Here is a 20,872-nt window from a genome sequence, read left to right as displayed (position 1 = left end):
TTTGAATTTGCGCATGTTCATGAGCGAAGTACCACGCCGCTGTCGTCTTCCCACCACACGTAAACCTGATCGCCCCAGGTCGGACGCGCGCCACGGCGCTCGGCGTTGGCCACGAACGACTGCACCAGCTTGCCGCTCGGCAATTCGACGTAGAACACCGAGTGCCCGCCGAGGTAGGCGATGTCATGCACTTTGCCGCTCGACCAGTTGTATTCGCAGGTCGGCTGATCGGCGGTGACCAGCAGTTTTTCCGGACGGATCGCGTAGGTCACGGACTTGTCCTGCACCGAGGTGCTGATGCCGTGGCCGACATAGATCTGCCGGTCGAGATCCTTGCAGGTGATGGTCGCGTGGCCTTCGGCGTCGTCGATCACTTCGCCTTCGAAGATGTTCACGTTACCGATGAATTCGCAGACCAGGCGACTGGTCGGGGTTTCGTAGATGTCGATCGGGCTGCCGATCTGAGCGATCCAGCCCAGGTGCATGATCGCGATGCGCTCGGCCATGGTCATGGCCTCTTCCTGGTCGTGGGTCACCATTACGCAGGTCACGCCAACGCGCTCGATGATCTCAACCAGCTCAAGCTGCATTTGCGAACGCAGTTTCTTGTCCAGTGCGCCCATCGGCTCGTCGAGCAGCAGCAGTTTCGGCCGTTTGGCCAGCGAACGCGCCAGCGCCACACGCTGACGCTGACCGCCGGACAGTTGATGCGGCTTGCGCTTGGCGTACTGGCTCATCTGCACCAGCTTGAGCATCTCGGCCACGCGGGCGTCGATCTCGGCCTTGGGAATCTTGTCCTGTTGCAGGCCGAACGCAATGTTCTGCGCCACGGTCATGTGCGGGAACAGGGCGTAGGACTGGAACATCATGTTGATCGGTCGCTCGTACGGCGGCATGTCGGTGATGTCGACGCCGTCGAGGAAAATGCGCCCCTCCGTGGGCCGTTCGAACCCTGCCAGCATCCGCAGCAGAGTGGATTTGCCCGATCCCGAACCGCCGAGCAGGGCGAAGATCTCGCCCTTCTTGATTTCCAGGGACACATCGTCCACGGCAACCGTCTCGTCGAACTTCTTCGTGACCCGGTCGATTTTGACCAGCACCTGTTTCGGTGTCTGGTCGCCCTCGAGGGCTTTCTTATAGGCGCCGGAGGCAACTGCCATTTACAAAACTCCCAGAAAAAAAGAGTGCAGTTCGCCCACGCAAGACGAACCCAGGATAGTTTGTACGTTGAAGCTATTTACCCGACTTGACCTTGGTCCAGCTGCGGGTCATCAAACGCTGAATGTTCGGCGGCAACTCGATCGACACGTAGGTCTTGTCGAGCACGGCCTGCGGTGGATAAACCGACTCGTCGGTGCGGATGGACTGCTCCATCAGCTTGTCCGAACCCGGGTTGGGGTTGGCGTAACCGACGTAATCACTGACCTGGGCGATCACCTCAGGTTTCAGCAAATAGTTGATGAAGGCGTGGGCCTCTTTGACGTTGGCCGAATCCTTCGGAATCGCCAGCATGTCGAACCACAGCGCGCCACCCTCTTTCGGGATCGAGTAGGCAATGTTCACGCCTTTCTTGGCTTCTTCGGCACGGTGCTTGGCCTGGAAGATGTCGCCGGAGAAACCGATCGCCACGCAGATGTCGCCGTTGGCCAGGTCACCGATGTATTTCGAGGAATGGAAGTAGGTCACGTAAGGACGCACCGCCAGCAGTTTGTCCGTGGCCTTGGCGTAATCCTTGGGATCAGTGCTGTTGGCGTTCAGGCCCATGTAGTTGAGCACGGTCGGCATCATTTCATCGGCCGAATCGAGGAACGCCACGCCGCAGCTGTGCAGCTTCTTGATGTTCTCCGGCTCGAACAGCACGCTCCAGGAATCGATCTTGTCGACGCCCAGCACGGCTTTCACTTTATCGACGTTGTAGCCGATGCCGTTGGTGCCCCACAGGTACGGTACGGCGTACAGGTTGCCCGGATCGTTCTGCTCCAGGCGCTTGAGCAGCACCGGATCGAGATTGGAATAGTTCGGCAGCTGCGCCTTGTCGAGCTTCTGGAACGCGCCCGCCTTGATCTGCTTGCCGAGGAAGTGGTTCGACGGCACGACCACGTCGTAACCAGTACGCCCGGCGAGCAGCTTGCCTTCCAGGGTTTCGTTGGAGTCGAACACGTCGTAGACCGGTTTGATCCCGGTGTCTTTCTGGAAATCGGCCAGAGTGGTCTCGCCGATATAATCCGACCAGTTATAAATATGCACAGTACCGGCGGCTTGGGCACCGACAGCGAACGTCAGGCCGGCAGCGGCCAGCAGGGCATTGCGCAAAGAAGAAAAAATAGGCAAGTGGAGGTCCTCTAATTTAGTTGGGCCCAAGTTGCCCCGTGCTGCATGACAGTCACGGTTGCCCGGCAACAAAACCGGCGCGCAACTTACCTTCGAAAAACCGTTCCAGCAAAACTTTCTGTCATTTAATTGCACCGCTGACCGCCCGGGTGAAGGCGACGGCCAGCGGTGACTGCTTCAAACCGGCTTATTTACCGGATTTGATCTTGGTCCAGCTGCGAGTGATCAGGCGCAAGGTGGCCGCGTCCAGATCGCTGATCGCATAGAGCTGCTTCTTCACTTCAGCCGAAGGGTAGATGCTCGGATCGCTGGTGATGTCTTTGTCCACCATTGGCGTTGCAGCCTTGTTGCCGTTCGGGAAACGCACGGCGTTGGTGATGCCTGCCATCACTTTCGGCTCGAGCAGGTAGTTCATGAACTTGTAGGCGGCTTCGACGTTTTCGGCATCCTTTGGAATGGCGACCATGTCGTAGAAAGTACCGGCACCCTCTTTCGGAATGGTGTAGGCCAGTTTGACCTTGTCACCGGCTTCCTTGGCGCGGGTCTTGGATTGTTCCAGGTCACCCGAGTAACCGACCGCCACGCAGATGTTGCCGTTGGCCAGGTCCGAGATGTACTTCGAGGAGTGGAAGTAGGCAACCGAAGGACGCACTTTGAGGAACAGGTCCTCGGCGGCTTTCAGGTCAGCCTTGTCTTTGCTGTTGGTCGGTTTGCCCAGGTAGTGCAAAGCCGCCGGAATCATTTCGGTCGGCGCGTCGAGGAAGCTTACGCCGCAGCTTTTCAGCTTCTCGATGTTTTCAGGCTTGAACACGATGTCCCAGGAATCGATCTTGTCGACGCCCAGCGCAGCCTTGACCTTCTCCGGGTTGTAACCGATGCCGATCGAACCCCACATGTACGGGAACGCATGCTTGTTGCCCGGGTCGCTGGCGTCGCCAACGGCTTTGAGCAGGTCTTCGTCGAGGTTCTTCCAGTTTGTCAGCTTGGACTTGTCCAGTTCCTGATAAACGCCGGCCTTGATCTGCTTGGCCAGGAAGTTGTTGGAAGGCACCACGATGTCGTAACCGGATTTGCCGGCCAGCAGCTTCGCTTCCAGGGTTTCGTTGCTGTCGAAAACGTCATAGACGACCTTGATGCCCGTCTCTTTTTCGAAATTGGCAACCGTGTCCGGCGCGATGTAGTCGGACCAGTTGTAAACGTGCAACACCTTGTCGTCCGCCTGAACCGCACCCGCCATCACGCCCATCAGGGACATGGCGAGCAGAGTCTTGCCAGCGAGCTTTTTGCCTAATGCCTTCATGCGTTAATGCTCCAAATTTTTCTTTTTTGAACCACTTTGTTCAGCGGCCGAACCCGGACAACTGGAACCGCGGCTAGTCTGGCAAGATCCGAGGCGGTCTTTCAAGAAAAGACCAGCCTTTCTGACAGCTCCGAGCGACAGCGCAACAGCTCCATCGCTCAGAGCCTAGCACTTAGCCCTGCAACGCACTCAGGGTCAGGTCCAGGCACTTGCGTGCCTTTGTCACCAGCTCGTCGATCTCCGCCTTGCTGATTACCAGCGGCGGCGCGATGATCATGGTGTCGCCCACGGCACGCATGATCAGCCCGTTGTCGAAGCAGAACTGGCGGCAGATCATGCCCACACCCTTGCCTTCGTAACGCTTGCGAGTGGCCTTGTCCTGCACCAGCTCGATGGCCCCCAGCAGACCGACCCCGCGTACTTCACCCACCAACGGGTGATCGTTCAGTTCGCGCAGACGTTTCTGCAAATACGGTGCCGTTTCTTCATGGGCGCGTTCGATGATTTTCTCTTCGCGCAGAATCCGGATGTTTTCCAGACCCACCGCCGCCGCCACCGGGTGACCGGAGTAGGTGAAGCCGTGGTTGAAATCGCCGCCCTCGTTGAGCACCGCCACCACTTCGTCGCGCACGATCAGGCCACCCATCGGGATGTAGCCGGACGTCAGGCCTTTGGCGATGGTCATCATGTGCGGCTTGAGGTCGTAGAAATCGCTGCCGAACCATTGGCCGGTACGGCCGAAGCCGCAGATCACTTCATCGGCCACGAACAGGATGTCGTACTTGGCGAGGATTTCCTTGATGCGCGGCCAGTAGCTGTCTGGTGGAATGATCACGCCGCCGGCACCCTGGATCGGCTCGGCAATGAAGGCACCGACGTTGTCCACGCCGACTTCCAGAATCTTTTCTTCCAACTGATTGGCCGCCCAGATCCCGAATTCTTCCGGGGTCATGTCGCCGCCTTCGGCGAACCAGTACGGCTGGGCGATGTGGACAATGCCCGGAATCGGCAGGTCGCCCTGTTCGTGCATGTAAGTCATGCCGCCCAGGCTCGCGCCGGCCACGGTGGAGCCGTGGTAACCGTTCTTGCGGCTGATGATGACTTTCTTGTTCGGCTGGCCCTTGATCGCCCAGTAGTGGCGAACCATGCGCAGCATGGTGTCGTTGCCTTCGGAGCCGGAACCGGTGAAGAACACGTGGTTCATGCCCTCTGGCGCCACGTCGGCGATGGCCTTGGCCAGTTCCAGTGCCGGCGGGTGCGCGGTCTGGAAGAACAGGTTGTAGTAAGGCAGTTCGCGCATTTGCTTGGCGGCCGCATCGGCCAACTCGTCGCGCCCATAACCGATCGCCACACACCACAGACCCGCCATGCCATCGAGGATCTTGTTGCCCTCGCTGTCCCACAGGTACACGCCCTTGGCGTTGGTGATGATCCGTGGACCCTTTTCTTTCAGCTGCTTGAAGTCGCTAAACGGGGCCAGGTGGTGATCGCTGCTGAGGGCTTGCCACTCACGGGTTTGCGGGTTGTTGCTGGTCATGCCAATTCTCCTTGTTATCGGTGAAGGCGCGGCGGCTGGCCACCGCGCCCGGCGTATCAGACGGCGAAGAGCAGGTACTCACGCTCCCAGGAACTGATCACGCGCTTGAAGTTTTCATGCTCGGCCCGCTTGACCGCGACGTAGCCGGTGATGAAGGTCTTGCCCAGGTATTTCTCGATGGTCGCACTGTTTTCCATGCGCTCCAGGGCGTCCTCGATGGTCAGCGGCAGGCGCAGGTTGCGGCGTTCGTAACCACGGCCCACGACCGGCGCGCTCGGGTTGATGCCTTCGACCATGCCGATGTAGCCACAGAGCAGGCTCGCGGCAATCGCCAGGTACGGGTTGGCGTCGGCGCCCGGCAGGCGGTTTTCCACCCGGCGGTTCTGCGGGCCGGCATCCGGTACACGCAGGCCCACGGTGCGGTTTTCTTCGCCCCACTCCACGTTCACCGGCGCCGAGGTGTCCGGCAGGAAGCGGCGGAACGAGTTGACGTTCGGTGCGAACAGCGGCAACAGCTCAGGGATCAGTTTCTGCAGGCCACCGATGTGGTGCAGGAACAGTTGGCTCATGGTCCCGTCTTCGTTGGAGAACACGTTCTTGCCGGTCTCGATGTCGATGATGCTCTGGTGCAGGTGCATTGCACTGCCCGGCTCGCCGGTCATCGGCTTGGCCATGAAGGTCGCGGCCACGTTGTGCTTGAGCGCGGCCTCACGCATGGTGCGTTTGAACACCAGAATCTGGTCGGCCAGCGACAGGGCATCGCCGTGACGGAAGTTGATTTCCATCTGCGCGGTGCCGTCCTCGTGGATCAGCGTGTCGAGGTCCAGTTCCTGCAGTTCGCACCAGTCGTAGACGTCTTCGAACAGCGGATCGAATTCGTTCGCCGCCTCGATGGAGAACGACTGGCGACCGATTTCCGGACGCCCGGAACGGCCGACCGGTGGCTGCAACGGATAGTCGGGGTCGTCGCTGCGCTTGGTCAGGTAGAACTCCATTTCCGGCGCCACGATCGGCTGCCAGCCCTTGTCGGCGTAGAGTTTCAGGACTTTCTTGAGGACGTTGCGCGGCGACAGCTCGATCGGGTTGCCTTGCTTGTCGTAGGTGTCGTGGATCACCTGGGCGGTCGGCTCGATGGCCCATGGCACCAGGTACACGGCGTTCTGGTCGGGACGGCAGATCATGTCGATGTCGGCCGGGTCGAGCAGTTCGTAATAGATGTCGTCTTCGACGTAGTCGCCGGTCACGGTCTGCAACAGAACGCTCTCTGGCAGGCGCATGCCTTTTTCGGCGATGAACTTGTTGGTCGGCGAGATCTTGCCCCGGGTAATACCGGTCAAGTCGCCGATCATGCATTCGACTTCTGTGATCTTGTGGTCTTTCAACCAATCGGTGAGCTGGTCGAGGTTGTTACTCATAAATGCCTCTGGGCTGAGTCTCCTGACGCATGTCAGGCAAGTTTGACGCACGGGGCGTCGCGTTAAAGGGCCTTGCTTGCGCGCAGTGCCGGCTTACGCCCGGCACCGCGCATAGACAATGAAGGAGGAGCTTACCTGCCCTTTACGCTGGCGTTGCATTTCCTGTGCACATCCCGGGCGTGCAGAATCACGGGCACGGCGACGAACGCGGTGCAGGCCGGGAGCGGGAAAGAGATCTATATTGAAAGGAGAACCGCTAAAGAGGATGCCCTCGCACACGTCCAGAATATCGGACGCTGCCGCTCGATCTGCCATGGGCAGGGAGATCGCTGGCACGTTGCAGGCCTTGCGGGCCGCGCTGCGGACGGACGTGTCGCCACTGATGTGATAAGCATGCAGACCGGACCGCAAAGAGCAGTCGGTGACGCCGATTAACGGCAGGCGAGACATGAAGCACCCCGGTATTATTGCTGTTATGGGTTTGATCCGAGCTTAGCCTTGTTCATTTTTTTACACAACACCCCCGTAAAAAATACAACACGGCCTGCTCAAGCCTGCGGGTGGCGCGTCCTTCATGGATAAAAAAATGCCCCAAAGTGCCCCATAAATGCCCTCGTGGCGCTTTTTCAGGGCAGAAAAGGCCTCGCTTGACTTCGGCAGGCCGTTCGGGTTGACTGAAACCAGAAAAGATCAATGATTGATATTTTTAACAACAAAGGTGTTGCATCATGTCGGTACCCCCGCGTGCCGTTCAGCTTAACGAAGCGAACGCGTTCCTTAAGGAACATCCTGAGGTTCTGTACGTTGACCTTCTGATTGCGGATATGAATGGTGTGGTGCGCGGCAAGCGCATCGAACGCACCAGCCTCCACAAGGTTTACGAGAAAGGCATCAACCTGCCGGCCTCTCTATTTGCTCTGGATATCAATGGTTCGACGGTGGAAAGCACCGGCCTGGGCCTGGACATCGGCGACGCCGACCGTATCTGCTATCCAATCCCCGATACCCTGTGCAACGAGCCATGGCAGAAGCGCCCGACCGCGCAACTGTTGATGACCATGCACGAACTCGAAGGTGACCCTTTCTTCGCCGACCCGCGCGAAGTGCTCCGTCAAGTTGTTGCAAAGTTTGACGAGCTCGGCCTGACCATTTGCGCCGCGTTCGAACTCGAGTTCTACCTGATCGACCAGGAAAACGTGAACGGCCGCCCTCAGCCGCCACGCTCGCCGATCTCCGGCAAACGCCCGCATTCGACCCAGGTTTACCTGATCGACGACCTCGACGAATACGTCGACTGCCTCCAGGACATTCTGGAAGGCGCCAAAGAGCAAGGCATCCCGGCCGACGCCATCGTCAAGGAAAGTGCCCCGGCGCAGTTCGAAGTGAACCTGCACCACGTCGCCGACCCGATCAAGGCATGCGATTACGCAGTCCTGCTCAAGCGTCTGATCAAGAACATCGCTTACGACCATGAAATGGACACCACCTTCATGGCCAAGCCGTACCCGGGCCAGGCAGGCAACGGTCTGCACGTCCACATTTCGGTTCTCGACAAAGAAGGCAAAAACATTTTTGCCAGCGAGGATCCCGAGCAGAACGCCGCGCTGCGTCACGCGATCGGCGGTGTGCTCGAGACCCTGCCCGCGCAGATGGCTTTCCTCTGCCCGAACGTCAACTCCTACCGTCGTTTCGGCGCACAGTTCTACGTGCCGAACTCGCCGAGCTGGGGCCTGGACAACCGCACCGTGGCCCTGCGCGTACCGACCGGCTCCGCCGACGCGGTCCGTCTGGAACACCGCGTGGCCGGTGCCGACGCCAACCCGTACCTGCTGATGGCTTCGGTGCTGGCGGGCGTGCACCACGGTCTGGTCAACAAGATCGAGCCGGGCGCTCCGGTCGAAGGCAACAGCTACGAGCAGAACGAGCAGAGCCTGCCGAACAACTTGCGTGATGCCCTGCGCGAGCTGGACGACAGCGAGGTGATGGCCAAGTACATCGATCCGAAATACATCGATATCTTCGTCGCCTGTAAGGAAAGCGAGCTGGAGGAGTTCGAACACTCCATCTCCGACCTCGAGTACAACTGGTACCTGCACACCGTTTAAGCGGACTGCAGCAAAGGAAAACGCCGTTGGCTTCTGAGCCAGCGGCGTTTTTTTATTGGCCTCTGTGGCAGACATTCAAGCTCTGCGTACAATGCCCGCTGCCCCGCAGGAGACTTTCATGACGCGTCCCGCCCCCGTCCGCAAACCCCGCGCCCGCAGTCAGGCGCGGATCGATTCGATACTCGACGCCGCGCGCACGCTGCTGGCCGCCGAGGGCGTGGCGAGCCTGTCGATCTACAGCGTGGCCGAGCGCGCACAGATTCCGCCCTCCTCGGTCTACCACTTCTTCGCCAGCGTCCCGGCACTGCTCGAAGCGCTGACGGCGGACGTGCACGCGGCCTTCCGCGCCTGCCTGCAAGCACCGATCGATCACGATGCCCTGCGCGACTGGCGCGACCTGTCGCGGCTGGTCGAGGAGCGGATGCTGGAGATCTACGGCGAAGATGCCGCCGCCCGCCAACTGATCCTCGCGCAGCACGGCCTCACCGAAGTCACCCAGGCCGACCGCCAGCACGATCTCGAACTGGGCGACCTGATGCACAAGCTGTTCGACCATCACTTCGAACTGCCGCGACTGCCGGATGACGTCGACGTATTCGCGCTGGCCATGGAACTGGGCGACCGCGTCTACGCCCGCTCGGTGCAGCAGCACGGGCAGATCACCCCGCGCATGGCCGAGGAAGGCATGCGGGTATTCGATGCCTATATCGGGCTGTATCTGCCGCCGTATCTGCCCAAGCGGGTTCTCTAGCGCACTCACCGGCCTCATCGCGAGCAAGCTCGCTCCCACAGGGACTTGTGGCGCTCGCAACATCGGTGGGTGGCACTGAACCTGTGGGAGCGAGCTTGCTCGCGAAGGCAGCACCATCGATTTCAAGGCACAAAAAACCCCGAAGGGCTCACACCCTTCGGGGTTGTTTTTGTCCCACGCCCTTACAACTTGGCGATGGACACCTCGGTGGATTTCACGAAGGCGATCACTTCGCTGCCGACCTCCAGTTCCAGCTCCTTGACCGAACGGGTGGTGATCACCGACGTGACGATGCCGGAAGCGGTCTGCACGTCGATTTCCGACAGCACGTCGCCGAGAACGATCTCCTTGATCGCGCCTTTGAACTGGTTGCGTACGTTGATGGCTTTGATAGTCATGGCATTGATTCCTGTCGTTTGCTTGAGTTATTGAGCCCAACGCAGTTGCGTAGGCAAGGGTGAAACGGGTTCCGGCGCCGGCGGTTCGCCGGGCAGGGACAACACACGGTTGAGTACTTCGGTTTCCAGCGCGGCCAGGCGATGGGAGCCGCGGACCCGAGGGCGCGGCAGCTCCACTTGCAGGTCGAGCCCGACTTCGCCGTCCTCGATCAGAATCACCCGGTCGGCAATCGCCACCGCTTCGCTGACGTCGTGGGTCACCAGCAACACGGTGAAACCATGCTGTTGCCAGAGACGCTCGATCAGTTGCTGCATCTCGATCCGGGTCAGCGCATCCAGCGCGCCCAGCGGCTCGTCGAGCAGCAACAGACGCGGTTGATGAATCAGCGCCCGGGCCAGCGCCACACGCTGCTTCTGCCCGCCGGACAGCGCCGCCGGCCATTCATTGGCGCGATCGGCGAGGCCCACCGCATCCAGCGCCTGCAAGGCTTGCGGACGCCAGTTGCCCTTGAGACCGAGACCGACGTTGTCGATGATCTTTTTCCACGGCAGCAGCCGTGCTTCCTGGAACATCAACCGCGTGTCATCCCGCGCATCGCTGAGCGGTGCAGCACCGGCGAGCAGATCGCCGCCGGTGGGTTGATCGAGGCCGGCGAGCAGGCGCAGCAAAGTACTTTTGCCGCAACCACTGCGCCCGACCACAGCGACGAATTGCCCCGCCGGAATGTGCAGATCGATACCCCGCAGCACTTGCCGCGAGCCGAAGGTCTTTTGCAGGTTGCGCACCGCCAGCGGAATCCCGCGCAGCAGGCGTGGAGGTTGTTGAGCGGTCATGCCGCACCTCCTTTCGCCACTTGATACGCCGGATGCCAGCGCAGCCACACACGTTCGAGACCACGGGCCGCGAGGTCGGCCAGCTTGCCGAGCACCGCGTACAGCAGAATCGCCAGCACCACCACGTCGGTCTGCAAGAACTCGCGGGCATTCATCGCCAGATAACCGATGCCGGAGCTGGCGGAGATGGTTTCCGCCACGATCAGCGTCAGCCACATGAAGCCCAGAGCGAAACGCACGCCGACCAGAATCGAGGGCAGCGCGCCCGGCAGAATCACCTGCCAGAACAGGCTGAAACCGGACAGGCCATAACTGCGGGCCATTTCCACCAACGCCGGGTCGACGTTACGGATGCCGTGATAGGTGTTGAGGTAGATCGGGAACAGCGTGCCCAATGCCACCAGGAAAATCTTCGCCGACTCATCGATGCCGAACCACAGGATCACCAGCGGAATCAGCGCCAGGTGCGGCACGTTGCGGATCATCTGCACCGAGCTGTCGAGCAGGCGCTCGCCCCACTTCGACAGGCCGGTGATGAAACCCAGCACCAAACCGATGCTGCCACCGATGGTGAAGCCCAGCGCGGCGCGCCAGCCGCTGATTGCCAGGTGCGTCCAGATTTCACCGCTGCGCACAAGGCTCACGCCGGCTTCGATCACTGCCACCGGCGCCGGCAGAATCCGCGTCGACAGCCAACCGGCCGACACCGACAACTGCCACACCGCCAGCAACAACACCGGCAACGCCCAGGGCGCGAGGCTGTGGATAAATTTCTTCATGGCGGCGCCTCAGCTCTGGGACGCGGCTTTGGGAAGAATGTCGTTGGCCACCATCTCGCCGAACGGGCTGACGTAACCGGCGCTTTTCGGCAGTTCCGGCCGCTCGACGTCGAGGTGCGGGAACAGCAGTTCAGCCACCCGATACGATTCTTCGAGGTGTGGATAACCGGAGAAGATGAAAGTGTCGATACCCAGATCCGCGTATTCCTTCACCCGTACAGCCACGGTCGGGCCATCGCCGACCAGCGCCGTACCGGCACCGCCGCGCACCAGACCGACGCCGGCCCACAGGTTCGGGCTGACTTCGAGGTTGTCGCGACTGCCACCGTGCAGCGCAGCCATACGTTGCTGGCCGACCGAATCGAACCGCGCCAGCGAAGCCTGGGCACGCTTGATGGTGTCGTCGTCCAGATGCGAGATCAGGCGATCTGCCGCCTGCCAGGCTTCAGCGTTGGTTTCCCGCACGATCACATGCAGACGAATGCCGAAGCGCACGGTGCGTCCGAGCTTGGCGGCCTTGGCGCGCACCTGTTCGATCTTTTCCGCCACTGCCGCCGGCGGCTCGCCCCAGGTCAAGACCATTTCCACTTGTTCGGCGGCCAGATCCTGCGCCGCTTCTGACGAGCCACCGAAGTACAGCGGCGGACGCGGTTGCTGGATAGGCGGGTAGAGCAATTTGGCGCCCTTCACGCTGATGTGCTCGCCGTCGTAATCCACGGTTTCGCCTTCCAGCACGCGACGCCAGATCCGGGTGAATTCCACCGAGGCCTGATAGCGCGCCTCGTGATCGAGGAACAGACCGTCGCCGGCCAACTCTTCCGGATCGCCACCGGTCACCAGGTTGAACAGCGCACGACCACCGGACAGGCGATCCAGCGTTGCCGCCTGACGCGCCGCCACCGTCGGGGAAATGATCCCGGGGCGCAGAGCGACCAGAAACTTCAGACGCTGGGTCACCGGGATCAGCGATGCCGCCACCAGCCACGAGTCCTCGCAGGAACGGCCGGTGGGAATCAGCACGCCGCCGAAGCCCAGTCGATCCGCCGCTTGCGCGACCTGTTGCAGATAGCCGTGGTCGACGGCGCGTGCGCCTTCGGCGGTGCCAAGGTAATGGCCGTCGCCGTGGGTAGGCAGGAACCAGAAGATGTTGAGGCTCATGGAGTGGTCTCCTTGGGGATTCGATTTACTGGGCTTGGGTGACCGAGCTTTGGGCCACAGCGGCCGGTGGAGTCCAGATCACGTCCTTGATGCTCAACGGCTTGGGAATCAGCTTGAGCTGGTAGAAGGTGTCGGCGATTTTCTGTTGTGCGGCGACCACTTCCGGGGTCAGGAACAGCGCGCCGTAGCCCTGGCGTTTCACCGAGGTCAGAGTGATGTCTGCCGGCAGGCCGAGCAGCGGCGACACCTGTTGGGTCACATCTTCCGGATTGGCCTTGGACCACTCGCCGACGGCGCGCACTTCTTCCACGAGGGTCTTGATCACCTCTGGATTTTTCTGTGCGTAGGGTTTGGTCGCCAGGTAGAACTGGTGGTTGTCGACGATGCCTTTGCCGTCACGCAGGGTGTGCGCTTGCAGCTGTTTCTCGGCGGCGGCCTGGTACGGATCCCAGATGACCCAGGCGTCGACGCTGCCACGTTCGAACGCGGCGCGGGCATCGGCCGGCGGCAGGAATACGGTTTGAATGTCGGTGTACTTGAGGCCGGCGTCTTCCAGCGCACGCACCAGCAGGTAGTGGACGTTGGAGCCTTTGTTCAGGGCGACTTTCTTGCCCTTGAGATCCGCCACCGATTTGATCGGCGAGTCTTTCGGCACGAGGATCGCTTCGCTGTTCGGCGCTGGTGGCTCGTAGGCCACGTAGAGCAGATCGGCACCGGCTGCCTGAGCGAAGACCGGCGGGGTTTCGCCGGTGACGCCGAAGTCGATCGAGCCGACGTTCAGGCCTTCCAGCAGTTGCGGGCCACCGGGGAATTCAGTCCATTGCACGTCGACGCCTTGGGCGGCGAGACGTTTCTCCAGAGTACCCTTGGCTTTGAGCAGCACCAGCGTGCCGTATTTCTGATAACCGATCCGAAGCGTCTCGGCCTGAGCTTGAGTGATGGCGCCGAAGGACACAGCCGCAGCAAACAGAGCGACCAGACCACGACGCAAAAATACAGTGCGCATAGCGCTCTCCTTTTTTGCTGTTGGGTTTTGGCTGCACCTGCTTGGCCGTTGGCGGCTGAGTAAGGTGAGTACTTCAAGTTTCGATGTGGCTCAAATGCTCCAGCGAGCACTCAACAAACGTTCGTTCAACAGCCCCGGCTCCAGCGGCTTCGGCCGACGGGCCATGGCGCTGACAAACTGGTCCAGCGCTTCATGCAACCGCTGCTCCAGGGCCGGCGCCAACTGCGCCTGGGCACTGCCTTCGCCGTAGGCGATCTGGCTGTCCTCGGCAAAAATCCCTTGCAGCATTTCCTGGGCCTTCAACGCCGACAGCACAGGCTTGAGGGCGTAATCGACCACCAGCATGTGGGCGATGCTGCCGCCGGTAGCCATCGGCAGGACAATCTTGTGGTTCAGCGCACGCTCGGGCAGCAGATCCAGCACGGTCTTCAGGGCGCCGGAAAACGACGCCTTGTACACCGGCGTGGCGATCAGCAGGCCATCGGCGTTTTCAATCTGTTGCAGCAGGTCGAGCACTTTCGGGCTGTCGAAGCGGGCGTGGAGCAGATCTTCGGCCGGGAAGTCCCGCACCTGATAACTCACCACTTCCACCCCTTGCTGCTGCAACCAGCGTTGCGAGCGCTCCAGCAACACCCCGGAGCGGGAACGTTGACTGGGACTGCCACCGAGTGAGACGACCAGCATTCAGACGATTCCTTGCGCGTTACAGGCGATTCGCGGGTTGCGATCTCGCTTCGATGTCAGTGACCTTACCAGCTGATTCATATATCCATAAATCATATTTATTCATTTAGTTATTCTTTATGGAGATATGCATTTCTCTTTCCTGCGGGCAAAAAAACAGGCCGTGAAAACGGCCTGAAACCCTGCATCGTGGTTTTTGCTGATTGCTCCCATGCAGAGCCTGGGAACGATCCGAGGTAGGTTATTTGTTCGGCTGTGGCGTCAGGCGCAGGTACGGCTTCACCGCGCGATAGCCCTTCGGAAAGCGTTGCTTGATTTCGTCTTCGTCCTTGAGCGACGGCACGATCACCACCTCTTCACCGTCCTGCCAGTTGGCCGGGGTGGCCACCTTGTAGTTGTCGGTGAGCTGCAGCGAATCGATCACCCGCAGAATCTCGTGGAAGTTGCGCCCGGTGCTCGCCGGGTAGGTGATGGTCAGGCGGATCTTCTTGTTCGGATCGATCACGAACAGCGAACGCACGGTCAGGGTGTCGTTGGCGTTCGGGTGGATCAGATCGTACAGATCGGACACCTTGCGATCAGCGTCGGCCAGGATCGGGAAGTTGACGATGGTGTTCTGGGTTTCGTTGATGTCCTCGATCCACTTGTGGTGCGAGTCCACCGGGTCGACCGACAGTGCAATGGCTTTCACGCCACGTTGGGTGAACTCGTCCTTGAGTTTGGCAGTGAAGCCCAGCTCGGTGGTGCAGACCGGGGTGAAGTCCGCCGGGTGGGAAAACAGCACGCCCCAGCTATCGCCCAGCCATTCGTGGAAACGAATCTTGCCGGCGCTGGAATCCTGTTCGAAATCGGGGGCGATATCGCCAAGTCTGAGGCTCATGGTGCGGCTCCTGATGAGTGGTTGGAGACCTCAACTGTAGCTCGGGATTCGATCTTCTGAAAAAGAATAAATAACTAGATATTTATATCCTTAAAGAATATTAAACATCTGTTCACTGGACGCCCCGCACCATCGCGACGAACATCGCCCTCAAGGTTCGAGAAGGCCTTGAGTTGCTGTAAAGAGGGGAACATCGGGAAAGGCTTACGGGGGTGAGCCGGACCCGAAAACGCAAAAGCCCCGTCCGGCGCGATGCCGGACGGGGCTTTTTTACATCGGTTTTTTACATCAGTGCAGGAACGCGCTATTACAGCAGCGGGATCGAGTAGCTGACGATCAGGCGGTTTTCGTCCTGCGAACGGGTGTTCGGCAGGTCGGTGCGCCATACAGCGTTTTTCCACATCAGGCCGACGTTCTTGAACGGACCTTCAGGTACGACGTAACCGATGGTCAGGTCGCGTTCCCACTCGGAACGATCCGAAGCGTTTTCGCGGCCGTTGGTGCCAACGGTGTCGATGCTGTCGCCTTTCAGGTAAACCACACCAGCGGTCAGGCCAGGTACGCCGACTTTAGCGAAGTCATAGGAGTAGCGAGCCTGCCAGGTTTTCTCGCCGGCACGGCCGAACTTCTGGATCTGCATGTCGGTGATGGTGTAGTTCGACGAACCGTCGCCCTGGTTCAGCCAAGGGAAGTCGGAGCTGCCGTTGGAAACCTGGTAACCGCCACCGAAGGTGTGACCTTCAACGGTGTACAGGAACAGGCCGCTGTACAGGTTGTTGTCGACTTCGCCGCGACCGTTGCGCACGCCGGTGTAGTTACCGGTACTGAAGTACGCAGGATCAGTGCCGTTCTTGCCGTCGTCGGAGCTGTTGAAGTAACGGAAGTCAGACTTCAATACGCCCGGGCCGATAGCCCAGTTGTGTACCAGACCCAGGAAGTGCTGCTTGTAGAAGTCTTCCAGGTTGCCGTAGTAGTACTGGGCAGTCAGGTCTTTGGTGATCTTGTAGTCACCACCGGCGTAGATGAACTTGTTGCTGTCACGGAAGCCAGTACCACGGCTGTTGGCGCCGCTGATGGACAGGTTTTCGTTGTTGCTGGAGTTACGGCCTTTCACGGCTTCGATCTGACCACCGACCAGAGTCAGGTCCTTGATTTCGCCGGAAGTGATCTGGCCGCCCTGCCAGGTTTGTGGCAGCAGACGACCGTCGTTGGTCACGATGACCGGGTTCTTCGGCTGCAGGGTGCCCAGCTTCAGTTCAGTCTGGGAGATCTTGGCTTTGGCAGTCAGACCCAGGCTGGAGAAGTTGTCTACGGCTTTACCGTTGGACTCGCTCGGGAACACAGTGCCGCCGTAAGCGGTGCCGCTGTTGCCGTTGGTGCCGCCGCCCGAATCCAGACGCACGCCCAGCAGGCCGATGGCGTCGATACCGAAGCCTACGGTGCCTTGGGTGTAGCCGGAGATGAAACGCAGATCGAAGCCTTGGCCCCACTCTTCGTTCTTGTTCGGGCCAGTGCCATCGCGGTTGTCGGTGTTGATGTAGAAGTTACGCAGCCCCAAGGTGGCCTTGCTGTCTTCGATGAAACCGGCTGCGCCTGCCTGCTGCGCAATAACCCCTACGGCCACGGCCAGGGCCAAGGTGGACTTGTTCATGTATCGCTCCTCTCGTTTCTAATTCTTGTGTTCCTGGTCCGGGGTCTGATGCCCCTGGATCCTAAGATGCGCGATTAGCGCCAGACCGTGACTGACAAGTCAATCGTAACCTTGTGTGTCTACGACCAAGGTCTAATCGCAGTTATTTGGTCCCTGCAGGGTAAAGACTTCCTGATAATCCCAAAAAGAATTTATTCATTCTTTTTCATATCATTCGGATATATGGCCAGCCAATTGCCATCTGTACCGGGATACAGCGTATCGGCGACTAAGCTCATTACTAAATGGTATTTGTTAGCCTTTTTTTAGATCGATTAGCTTTGACGCAACCCCGATTCGTCAATCCCTATCAAAAAGGCGACGCCATGATGGCCAAACGCGCACTATCTAGTCAATTTGTTACAGTTTGTGTGTCGGCGCTGATTTCTTTTTCAGCCCATGCCGCCAACCTCACCGTGGGCTACCAGACCGGTATCGACCCGAGCAAAGTCCCCCAGGCCGACGGCGTCTACGAGAAGACCATTGGCGAGAAGATCGACTGGCGTCGTTTCAACAGTGGCCCGGAAGTTGTGACAGCCATTGCCTCCGGCGATGTGCAGATCGGCAACCTCGGCTCCAGCCCGTTGGCAGCCGCTGCTTCGCGCAATCTGCCAATCGTTGCCTTCATCGTCTCGGCGCAGATCAATGCCGCCGAAGCCCTGGTGGTGCGCAATGGCAGCGGTATCAACAAGCCCGAAGACCTGATCGGCAAGACCATCGCCACCCCGTTCGTCTCAACCTCCCACTACAGCCTGCTCGGTGCGCTCAAGCACTGGGGCCTGGACACCTCGAAAGTCAAAGTGGTGAACCTGCAACCCGCAGAAATCGCGGCGGCCTGGAAGCGTGGCGACATCGACGGAGCCTTTGTCTGGTCGCCGGCACTGGGCGAAATCCGCAAGACCGGCAAGACCCTGACCGATGCCGCGCAGGTCGGCCAGTGGGGCGCGCCGACCTTTGAAGTCTGGGTAGCGCGCAAGGACTTTGCCGAGAAGCATCCTGAAGTCGTGGCCAAGTTCGCCAAGGTGACTCTGGACTCGTTCGCTGATTACGCCGCCCATAAAGACAGCTGGACGGCCGACTCGGTGCCTGTACAGAAAATCGCCAAACTGACCGGTGCCAATGCTGCCGACGTTCCGGAATTGCTCGCCGGTTCGGCCTTCCCGGACGCCAAGGCGCAACAGACCACGGCGCTGCTGGACGGCGGCACGGCGAAGGCGATTGGCGAGACGGCGAAATTCTTGAAGGAACAGGGCAAGGTCGAAAGCGTTTTGCCTGACTACTCGCCTTATGTCAGTGCGAAGTTTGTAGCGGAGTAAACAAATTGCCCCCACGCATCCCGTGGGGGCAATCGCATCTCACAGAGACTTTTCGAAGATCTTCGAATTGCGCTGATAGTTATAGAGAGAAGCCCGAGCTGCCGGCAGGCGCTCGACGCTGCTCGGCTCGAAACCACGCTCGCGGAACCAGTGGGCGGTGCGGGTGGTGAGGACGAACAAAGTCTTCAGGCCCTGCGCCCGGGCACGGGTCTCGATGCGCTCGAGCAATTCGTCGCCGCGACCGCCATGACGATACTCGGGATTCACCGCCAGGCACGCCAGCTCGCCGGCATCCGAATCGGCAATCTGATACAGCGCCGCACAGGCGATGATCATCCCTTCACGCTCGACCACACTGAACTGCTCGATTTCGCGTTCCAGCACTTCGCGCGAGCGGCGCACCAGAATGCCCTGCTCTTCCAGCGGGCTGATCAGATCGAGCAAACCGCCGACGTCTTCAATCGCCGCCTCGCGCACCAGTTCGAATTGCTCCTGGGCCACCAGCGTACCGCCACCGTCACGGGTGAACAGTTCGGTCAGCAGCGCACCATCCTCGGCATAACTGACGATATGGCTGCGCGCCACGCCGCCACGGCAGGCTTCGGCGGCGGCATCCAGCAGTTCCGCCTGATAGTTGCTGCCCAGACGCTGCAAATGCGCCGGCACCTGCTGCGGACGCAGCTCGCGCACCAGTTTGCCGTTTTCGTCGATCAGACCGAGGTCGGCACCGAACAGCAGCAGCTTGTCGGCGCCCAGATCAATGGCGGCGCGAGTAGCAACGTCTTCGCAGGCCAGGTTGAAGATTTCACCGGTCGGCGAATAACCCAGCGGCGACAGCAGCACGATGGAGCGCTCGTCGAGCAGGCGGTTGATGCCCTTGCGGTCGACCCGGCGCACTTCGCCGGTGTGGTGATAGTCGACACCCTCCAGCACGCCGATCGGCCGCGCGGTAACGAGGTTGCCGCTGGCTACCCGCAGACGCGAGCCCTGCATCGGCGACGAAGCCATGTCCATCGACAGACGTGCTTCTATGGCGATCCGCAACTGGCCGACCGCGTCGATCACACACTCCAGGGTCGCGGCATCGGTGATGCGCATCCCGTGATGGTAATGCGGAGTCAGGCCGCGGGCGGCGAGGCGGGTTTCGATCTGCGGACGGGAACCATGAACCAGCACCAGCCGCACGCCGAGGCTGTGCAGCAGCACGATGTCATGAACGATGTTGCCGAAATTCGGATGCTCCACGCCGTCGCCCGGAAGCATGACGACAAAGGTGCAATCGCGGTGAGCATTGATATAGGGAGACGCGTGGCGAAGCCAATTGACGTATTCGGGCATGAACCTGGGCCTGTAATAAATAGCAGCCGGAAAAAGGGCGAAACGGAAAACGCACAGCGGGCTGATGGTTATCGTCGGAACAGGCTTGGCGACACGCGCGCTCTCCTCATGAATACGGGTGGGTGTGTGGGCAATTTATACAGTTTTGAGACAGTAATGTTCGATCAACTGCCGCAATAGATGCACGGTAGGCTGCAAACGTGACATTTCAAGGTACTCGTCCGGCTGGTGCGCACAGGCGATGTCGCCGGGGCCGAGCACGATGGTTTCGCAGCCAAGGCGCTGAAGATAAGGCGCTTCGGTGCCGAACGCTACCGCTTCGGCCGTGTGGCCGGTGAGTTTTTCGGCAATTCGCACCAGCTCGGCGTCTTCGGCCTGCTCGAACGGCGGCACTTCGGGAAACAGCGGCGCGTAATCGATCTTCACCTGATGGCGTTCGGCGACGGGATTGAGCCTGCGCAAAATCTCGCTGCGCAAGACCTTGGGATCCATCCCCGGCAGCGGCCGCAGGTCGAACTCCAGCGAACACTGACCGCAAATGCGGTTGGGGTTGTCGCCACCGTGGATGCAGCCGAAGTTCATGGTCGGCTGCGGCACGCTGAACTGCGGGTTGTTGAATTCGCGCTGCCACAGCAGGCGCAGGCCGCGCAGCTCGCCGATGGCATCGTGCATCGCTTCCAGGGCGCTGTGTCCCAGGCGAGGATCCGACGAATGGCCGCTCTGCCCGAGGATATCGATACGCTCCATCATGATGCCCTTGTGCATACGGATCGGCTTGAGCCCGGTCGGCTCGCCGATCACTGCCGCCCGGCCCAGCGGTCGCGCCGCTTCGGCCAGCGCCCGGGCACCGGACATCGAGCTTTCTTCATCGCAGGTGGCGAGGATCAGCAGCGGTTGCTTGAACGGCTGGTCGAGCAGCGGTTGCACGGCTTCGATGATCAGGGCGAAAAAGCCCTTCATGTCACAACTGCCGAGGCCGACCCAGCGGCCATCGACTTCGGTGAGTTTCAGCGGATCGGTTTTCCACAGCGCATCGTCATAAGGCACCGTGTCGCTGTGTCCGGCCAGCACCAGCCCGCCGGGGCCGCTGCCGAAACTGGCGAGCAGGTTGAATTTACCGGGACTGACCTGCTGGATATCGCAGTTGAAGCCGAGGTCGCCGAGCCAGCCCGCGAGCAGATCGATCACCGCCCGGTTGGACTGATCGAGCCGCGGCTGAGTGCAACTGACCGACGGCGCGGCGATCAGTGCAGCGAACTGGTCTTGCATGGACGGCAAAGGCATCGCTGACTCCAACTCCCGGATTGAGGTTCATCATAGAACCATCCGGCGCCGAGAATAAACCGCCGC

19 protein-coding genes are annotated in these 20,872 nt (G+C 60.3%); 3 read left to right on the top strand and 16 right to left on the bottom strand.

Annotated elements, in window-relative coordinates; all coding sequences use genetic code 11:
* Positions 1-17: 17 nt before the first annotated feature.
* The 6 genes from AC1Q9F_RS21380 to AC1Q9F_RS21355 form a co-directional block, all read right to left on the bottom strand.
* On the bottom strand, positions 18-1,160 hold the full coding sequence (locus AC1Q9F_RS21380) for an ABC transporter ATP-binding protein (RefSeq protein WP_007953506.1): 1,143 nt from the start codon (positions 1,158-1,160) through the stop codon (positions 18-20).
* 73 nt (positions 1,161-1,233) lie between these two features.
* Complete coding sequence (locus AC1Q9F_RS21375; protein WP_207984266.1) at positions 1,234-2,331, bottom strand: polyamine ABC transporter substrate-binding protein; 1,098 nt, start codon at positions 2,329-2,331, stop codon at positions 1,234-1,236.
* A 187-nt stretch (positions 2,332-2,518) separates the two neighbouring features.
* Positions 2,519-3,631, bottom strand: a complete 1,113-nt coding sequence (locus AC1Q9F_RS21370; protein WP_207984267.1) for a polyamine ABC transporter substrate-binding protein — start codon at positions 3,629-3,631, stop codon at positions 2,519-2,521.
* 172 nt (positions 3,632-3,803) lie between these two features.
* A complete protein-coding gene (locus tag AC1Q9F_RS21365; protein ID WP_492620911.1) occupies positions 3,804-5,168 on the bottom strand; it encodes an aspartate aminotransferase family protein in 1,365 nt (454 codons plus the stop codon).
* Between the two features lie 56 nt (positions 5,169-5,224).
* Entirely contained in the window at positions 5,225-6,583 is a 1,359-nt protein-coding gene (locus AC1Q9F_RS21360; RefSeq protein WP_007953514.1) for a glutamine synthetase family protein, read from the bottom strand.
* A 93-nt stretch (positions 6,584-6,676) separates the two neighbouring features.
* On the bottom strand, positions 6,677-7,033 hold the full coding sequence (locus AC1Q9F_RS21355) for a gamma-glutamyl-gamma-aminobutyrate hydrolase family protein (protein WP_207984269.1): 357 nt from the start codon (positions 7,031-7,033) through the stop codon (positions 6,677-6,679).
* A gap of 278 nt (positions 7,034-7,311) precedes the next feature.
* On the opposite strand from AC1Q9F_RS21355, the gene AC1Q9F_RS21350 reads away from it, so the two are divergent.
* Positions 7,312-8,688, top strand: coding sequence for a glutamine synthetase family protein (locus AC1Q9F_RS21350; protein WP_007953516.1), 1,377 nt, complete (start codon positions 7,312-7,314; stop codon positions 8,686-8,688).
* A gap of 118 nt (positions 8,689-8,806) precedes the next feature.
* Complete coding sequence (locus tag AC1Q9F_RS21345) at positions 8,807-9,439, top strand: TetR/AcrR family transcriptional regulator (protein WP_085746732.1); 633 nt, start codon at positions 8,807-8,809, stop codon at positions 9,437-9,439.
* Between the two features lie 182 nt (positions 9,440-9,621).
* Here AC1Q9F_RS21345 and AC1Q9F_RS21340 read toward each other — a convergent pair whose 3' ends face one another.
* From AC1Q9F_RS21340 to AC1Q9F_RS21305, 8 genes are all read right to left on the bottom strand, one after another.
* The gene (locus AC1Q9F_RS21340; RefSeq protein ID WP_007953520.1) at positions 9,622-9,837 is read right to left on the bottom strand and encodes a TOBE domain-containing protein; all 216 of its coding nucleotides are present in this window, start codon (positions 9,835-9,837) and stop codon (positions 9,622-9,624) included.
* A 27-nt stretch (positions 9,838-9,864) separates the two neighbouring features.
* A complete protein-coding gene (gene ssuB / locus AC1Q9F_RS21335; protein WP_007953522.1) occupies positions 9,865-10,671 on the bottom strand; it encodes an aliphatic sulfonates ABC transporter ATP-binding protein in 807 nt (268 codons plus the stop codon).
* Positions 10,668-11,450 carry an aliphatic sulfonate ABC transporter permease SsuC gene (gene ssuC / locus AC1Q9F_RS21330; RefSeq protein ID WP_011336451.1) on the bottom strand — a complete coding sequence of 261 codons (783 nt, stop codon included), beginning with the start codon at positions 11,448-11,450 and terminating at the stop codon, positions 10,668-10,670. The genes ssuB and ssuC overlap by 4 nt, the downstream gene beginning before the upstream one ends.
* Positions 11,451-11,459: 9 nt before the next feature.
* Entirely contained in the window at positions 11,460-12,608 is a 1,149-nt protein-coding gene (gene ssuD, locus AC1Q9F_RS21325) for an FMNH2-dependent alkanesulfonate monooxygenase (RefSeq protein WP_492620910.1), read from the bottom strand.
* Between the two features lie 25 nt (positions 12,609-12,633).
* Positions 12,634-13,614, bottom strand: a complete 981-nt coding sequence (locus AC1Q9F_RS21320) for a sulfonate ABC transporter substrate-binding protein (RefSeq protein WP_007953529.1) — start codon at positions 13,612-13,614, stop codon at positions 12,634-12,636.
* Positions 13,615-13,704: 90 nt separating this feature from the next.
* Positions 13,705-14,298 carry an NADPH-dependent FMN reductase gene (gene ssuE, locus AC1Q9F_RS21315; protein ID WP_011336454.1) on the bottom strand — a complete coding sequence of 198 codons (594 nt, stop codon included), beginning with the start codon at positions 14,296-14,298 and terminating at the stop codon, positions 13,705-13,707.
* 241 nt (positions 14,299-14,539) lie between these two features.
* Complete coding sequence (locus AC1Q9F_RS21310) at positions 14,540-15,178, bottom strand: peroxiredoxin (RefSeq protein ID WP_007951774.1); 639 nt, start codon at positions 15,176-15,178, stop codon at positions 14,540-14,542.
* A 307-nt stretch (positions 15,179-15,485) separates the two neighbouring features.
* On the bottom strand, positions 15,486-16,829 hold the full coding sequence (locus AC1Q9F_RS21305) for an OprD family porin (protein ID WP_207984273.1): 1,344 nt from the start codon (positions 16,827-16,829) through the stop codon (positions 15,486-15,488).
* Between the two features lie 365 nt (positions 16,830-17,194).
* On the opposite strand from AC1Q9F_RS21305, the gene tauA reads away from it, so the two are divergent.
* On the top strand, positions 17,195-18,184 hold the full coding sequence (gene tauA / locus AC1Q9F_RS21300) for a taurine ABC transporter substrate-binding protein (protein WP_431768086.1): 990 nt from the start codon (positions 17,195-17,197) through the stop codon (positions 18,182-18,184).
* A gap of 39 nt (positions 18,185-18,223) precedes the next feature.
* Here the strand turns inward: tauA and argA are convergent, their stop codons facing one another.
* Both argA and argE read right to left on the bottom strand, forming a co-directional pair.
* Positions 18,224-19,522 carry an amino-acid N-acetyltransferase gene (gene argA / locus AC1Q9F_RS21295; protein WP_007951778.1) on the bottom strand — a complete coding sequence of 433 codons (1,299 nt, stop codon included), beginning with the start codon at positions 19,520-19,522 and terminating at the stop codon, positions 18,224-18,226.
* Between the two features lie 135 nt (positions 19,523-19,657).
* Complete coding sequence (gene argE, locus AC1Q9F_RS21290; RefSeq protein ID WP_492620909.1) at positions 19,658-20,806, bottom strand: acetylornithine deacetylase; 1,149 nt, start codon at positions 20,804-20,806, stop codon at positions 19,658-19,660.
* Positions 20,807-20,872: the final 66 nt, after the last annotated feature.

The sequence above is a fragment of the Pseudomonas sp. GW823-FHT04A03 genome, from assembly GCF_058796615.1.
Note: the sequence above shows the minus strand (reverse complement) of the source record. Positions and strands in the feature narration are given on the sequence as shown.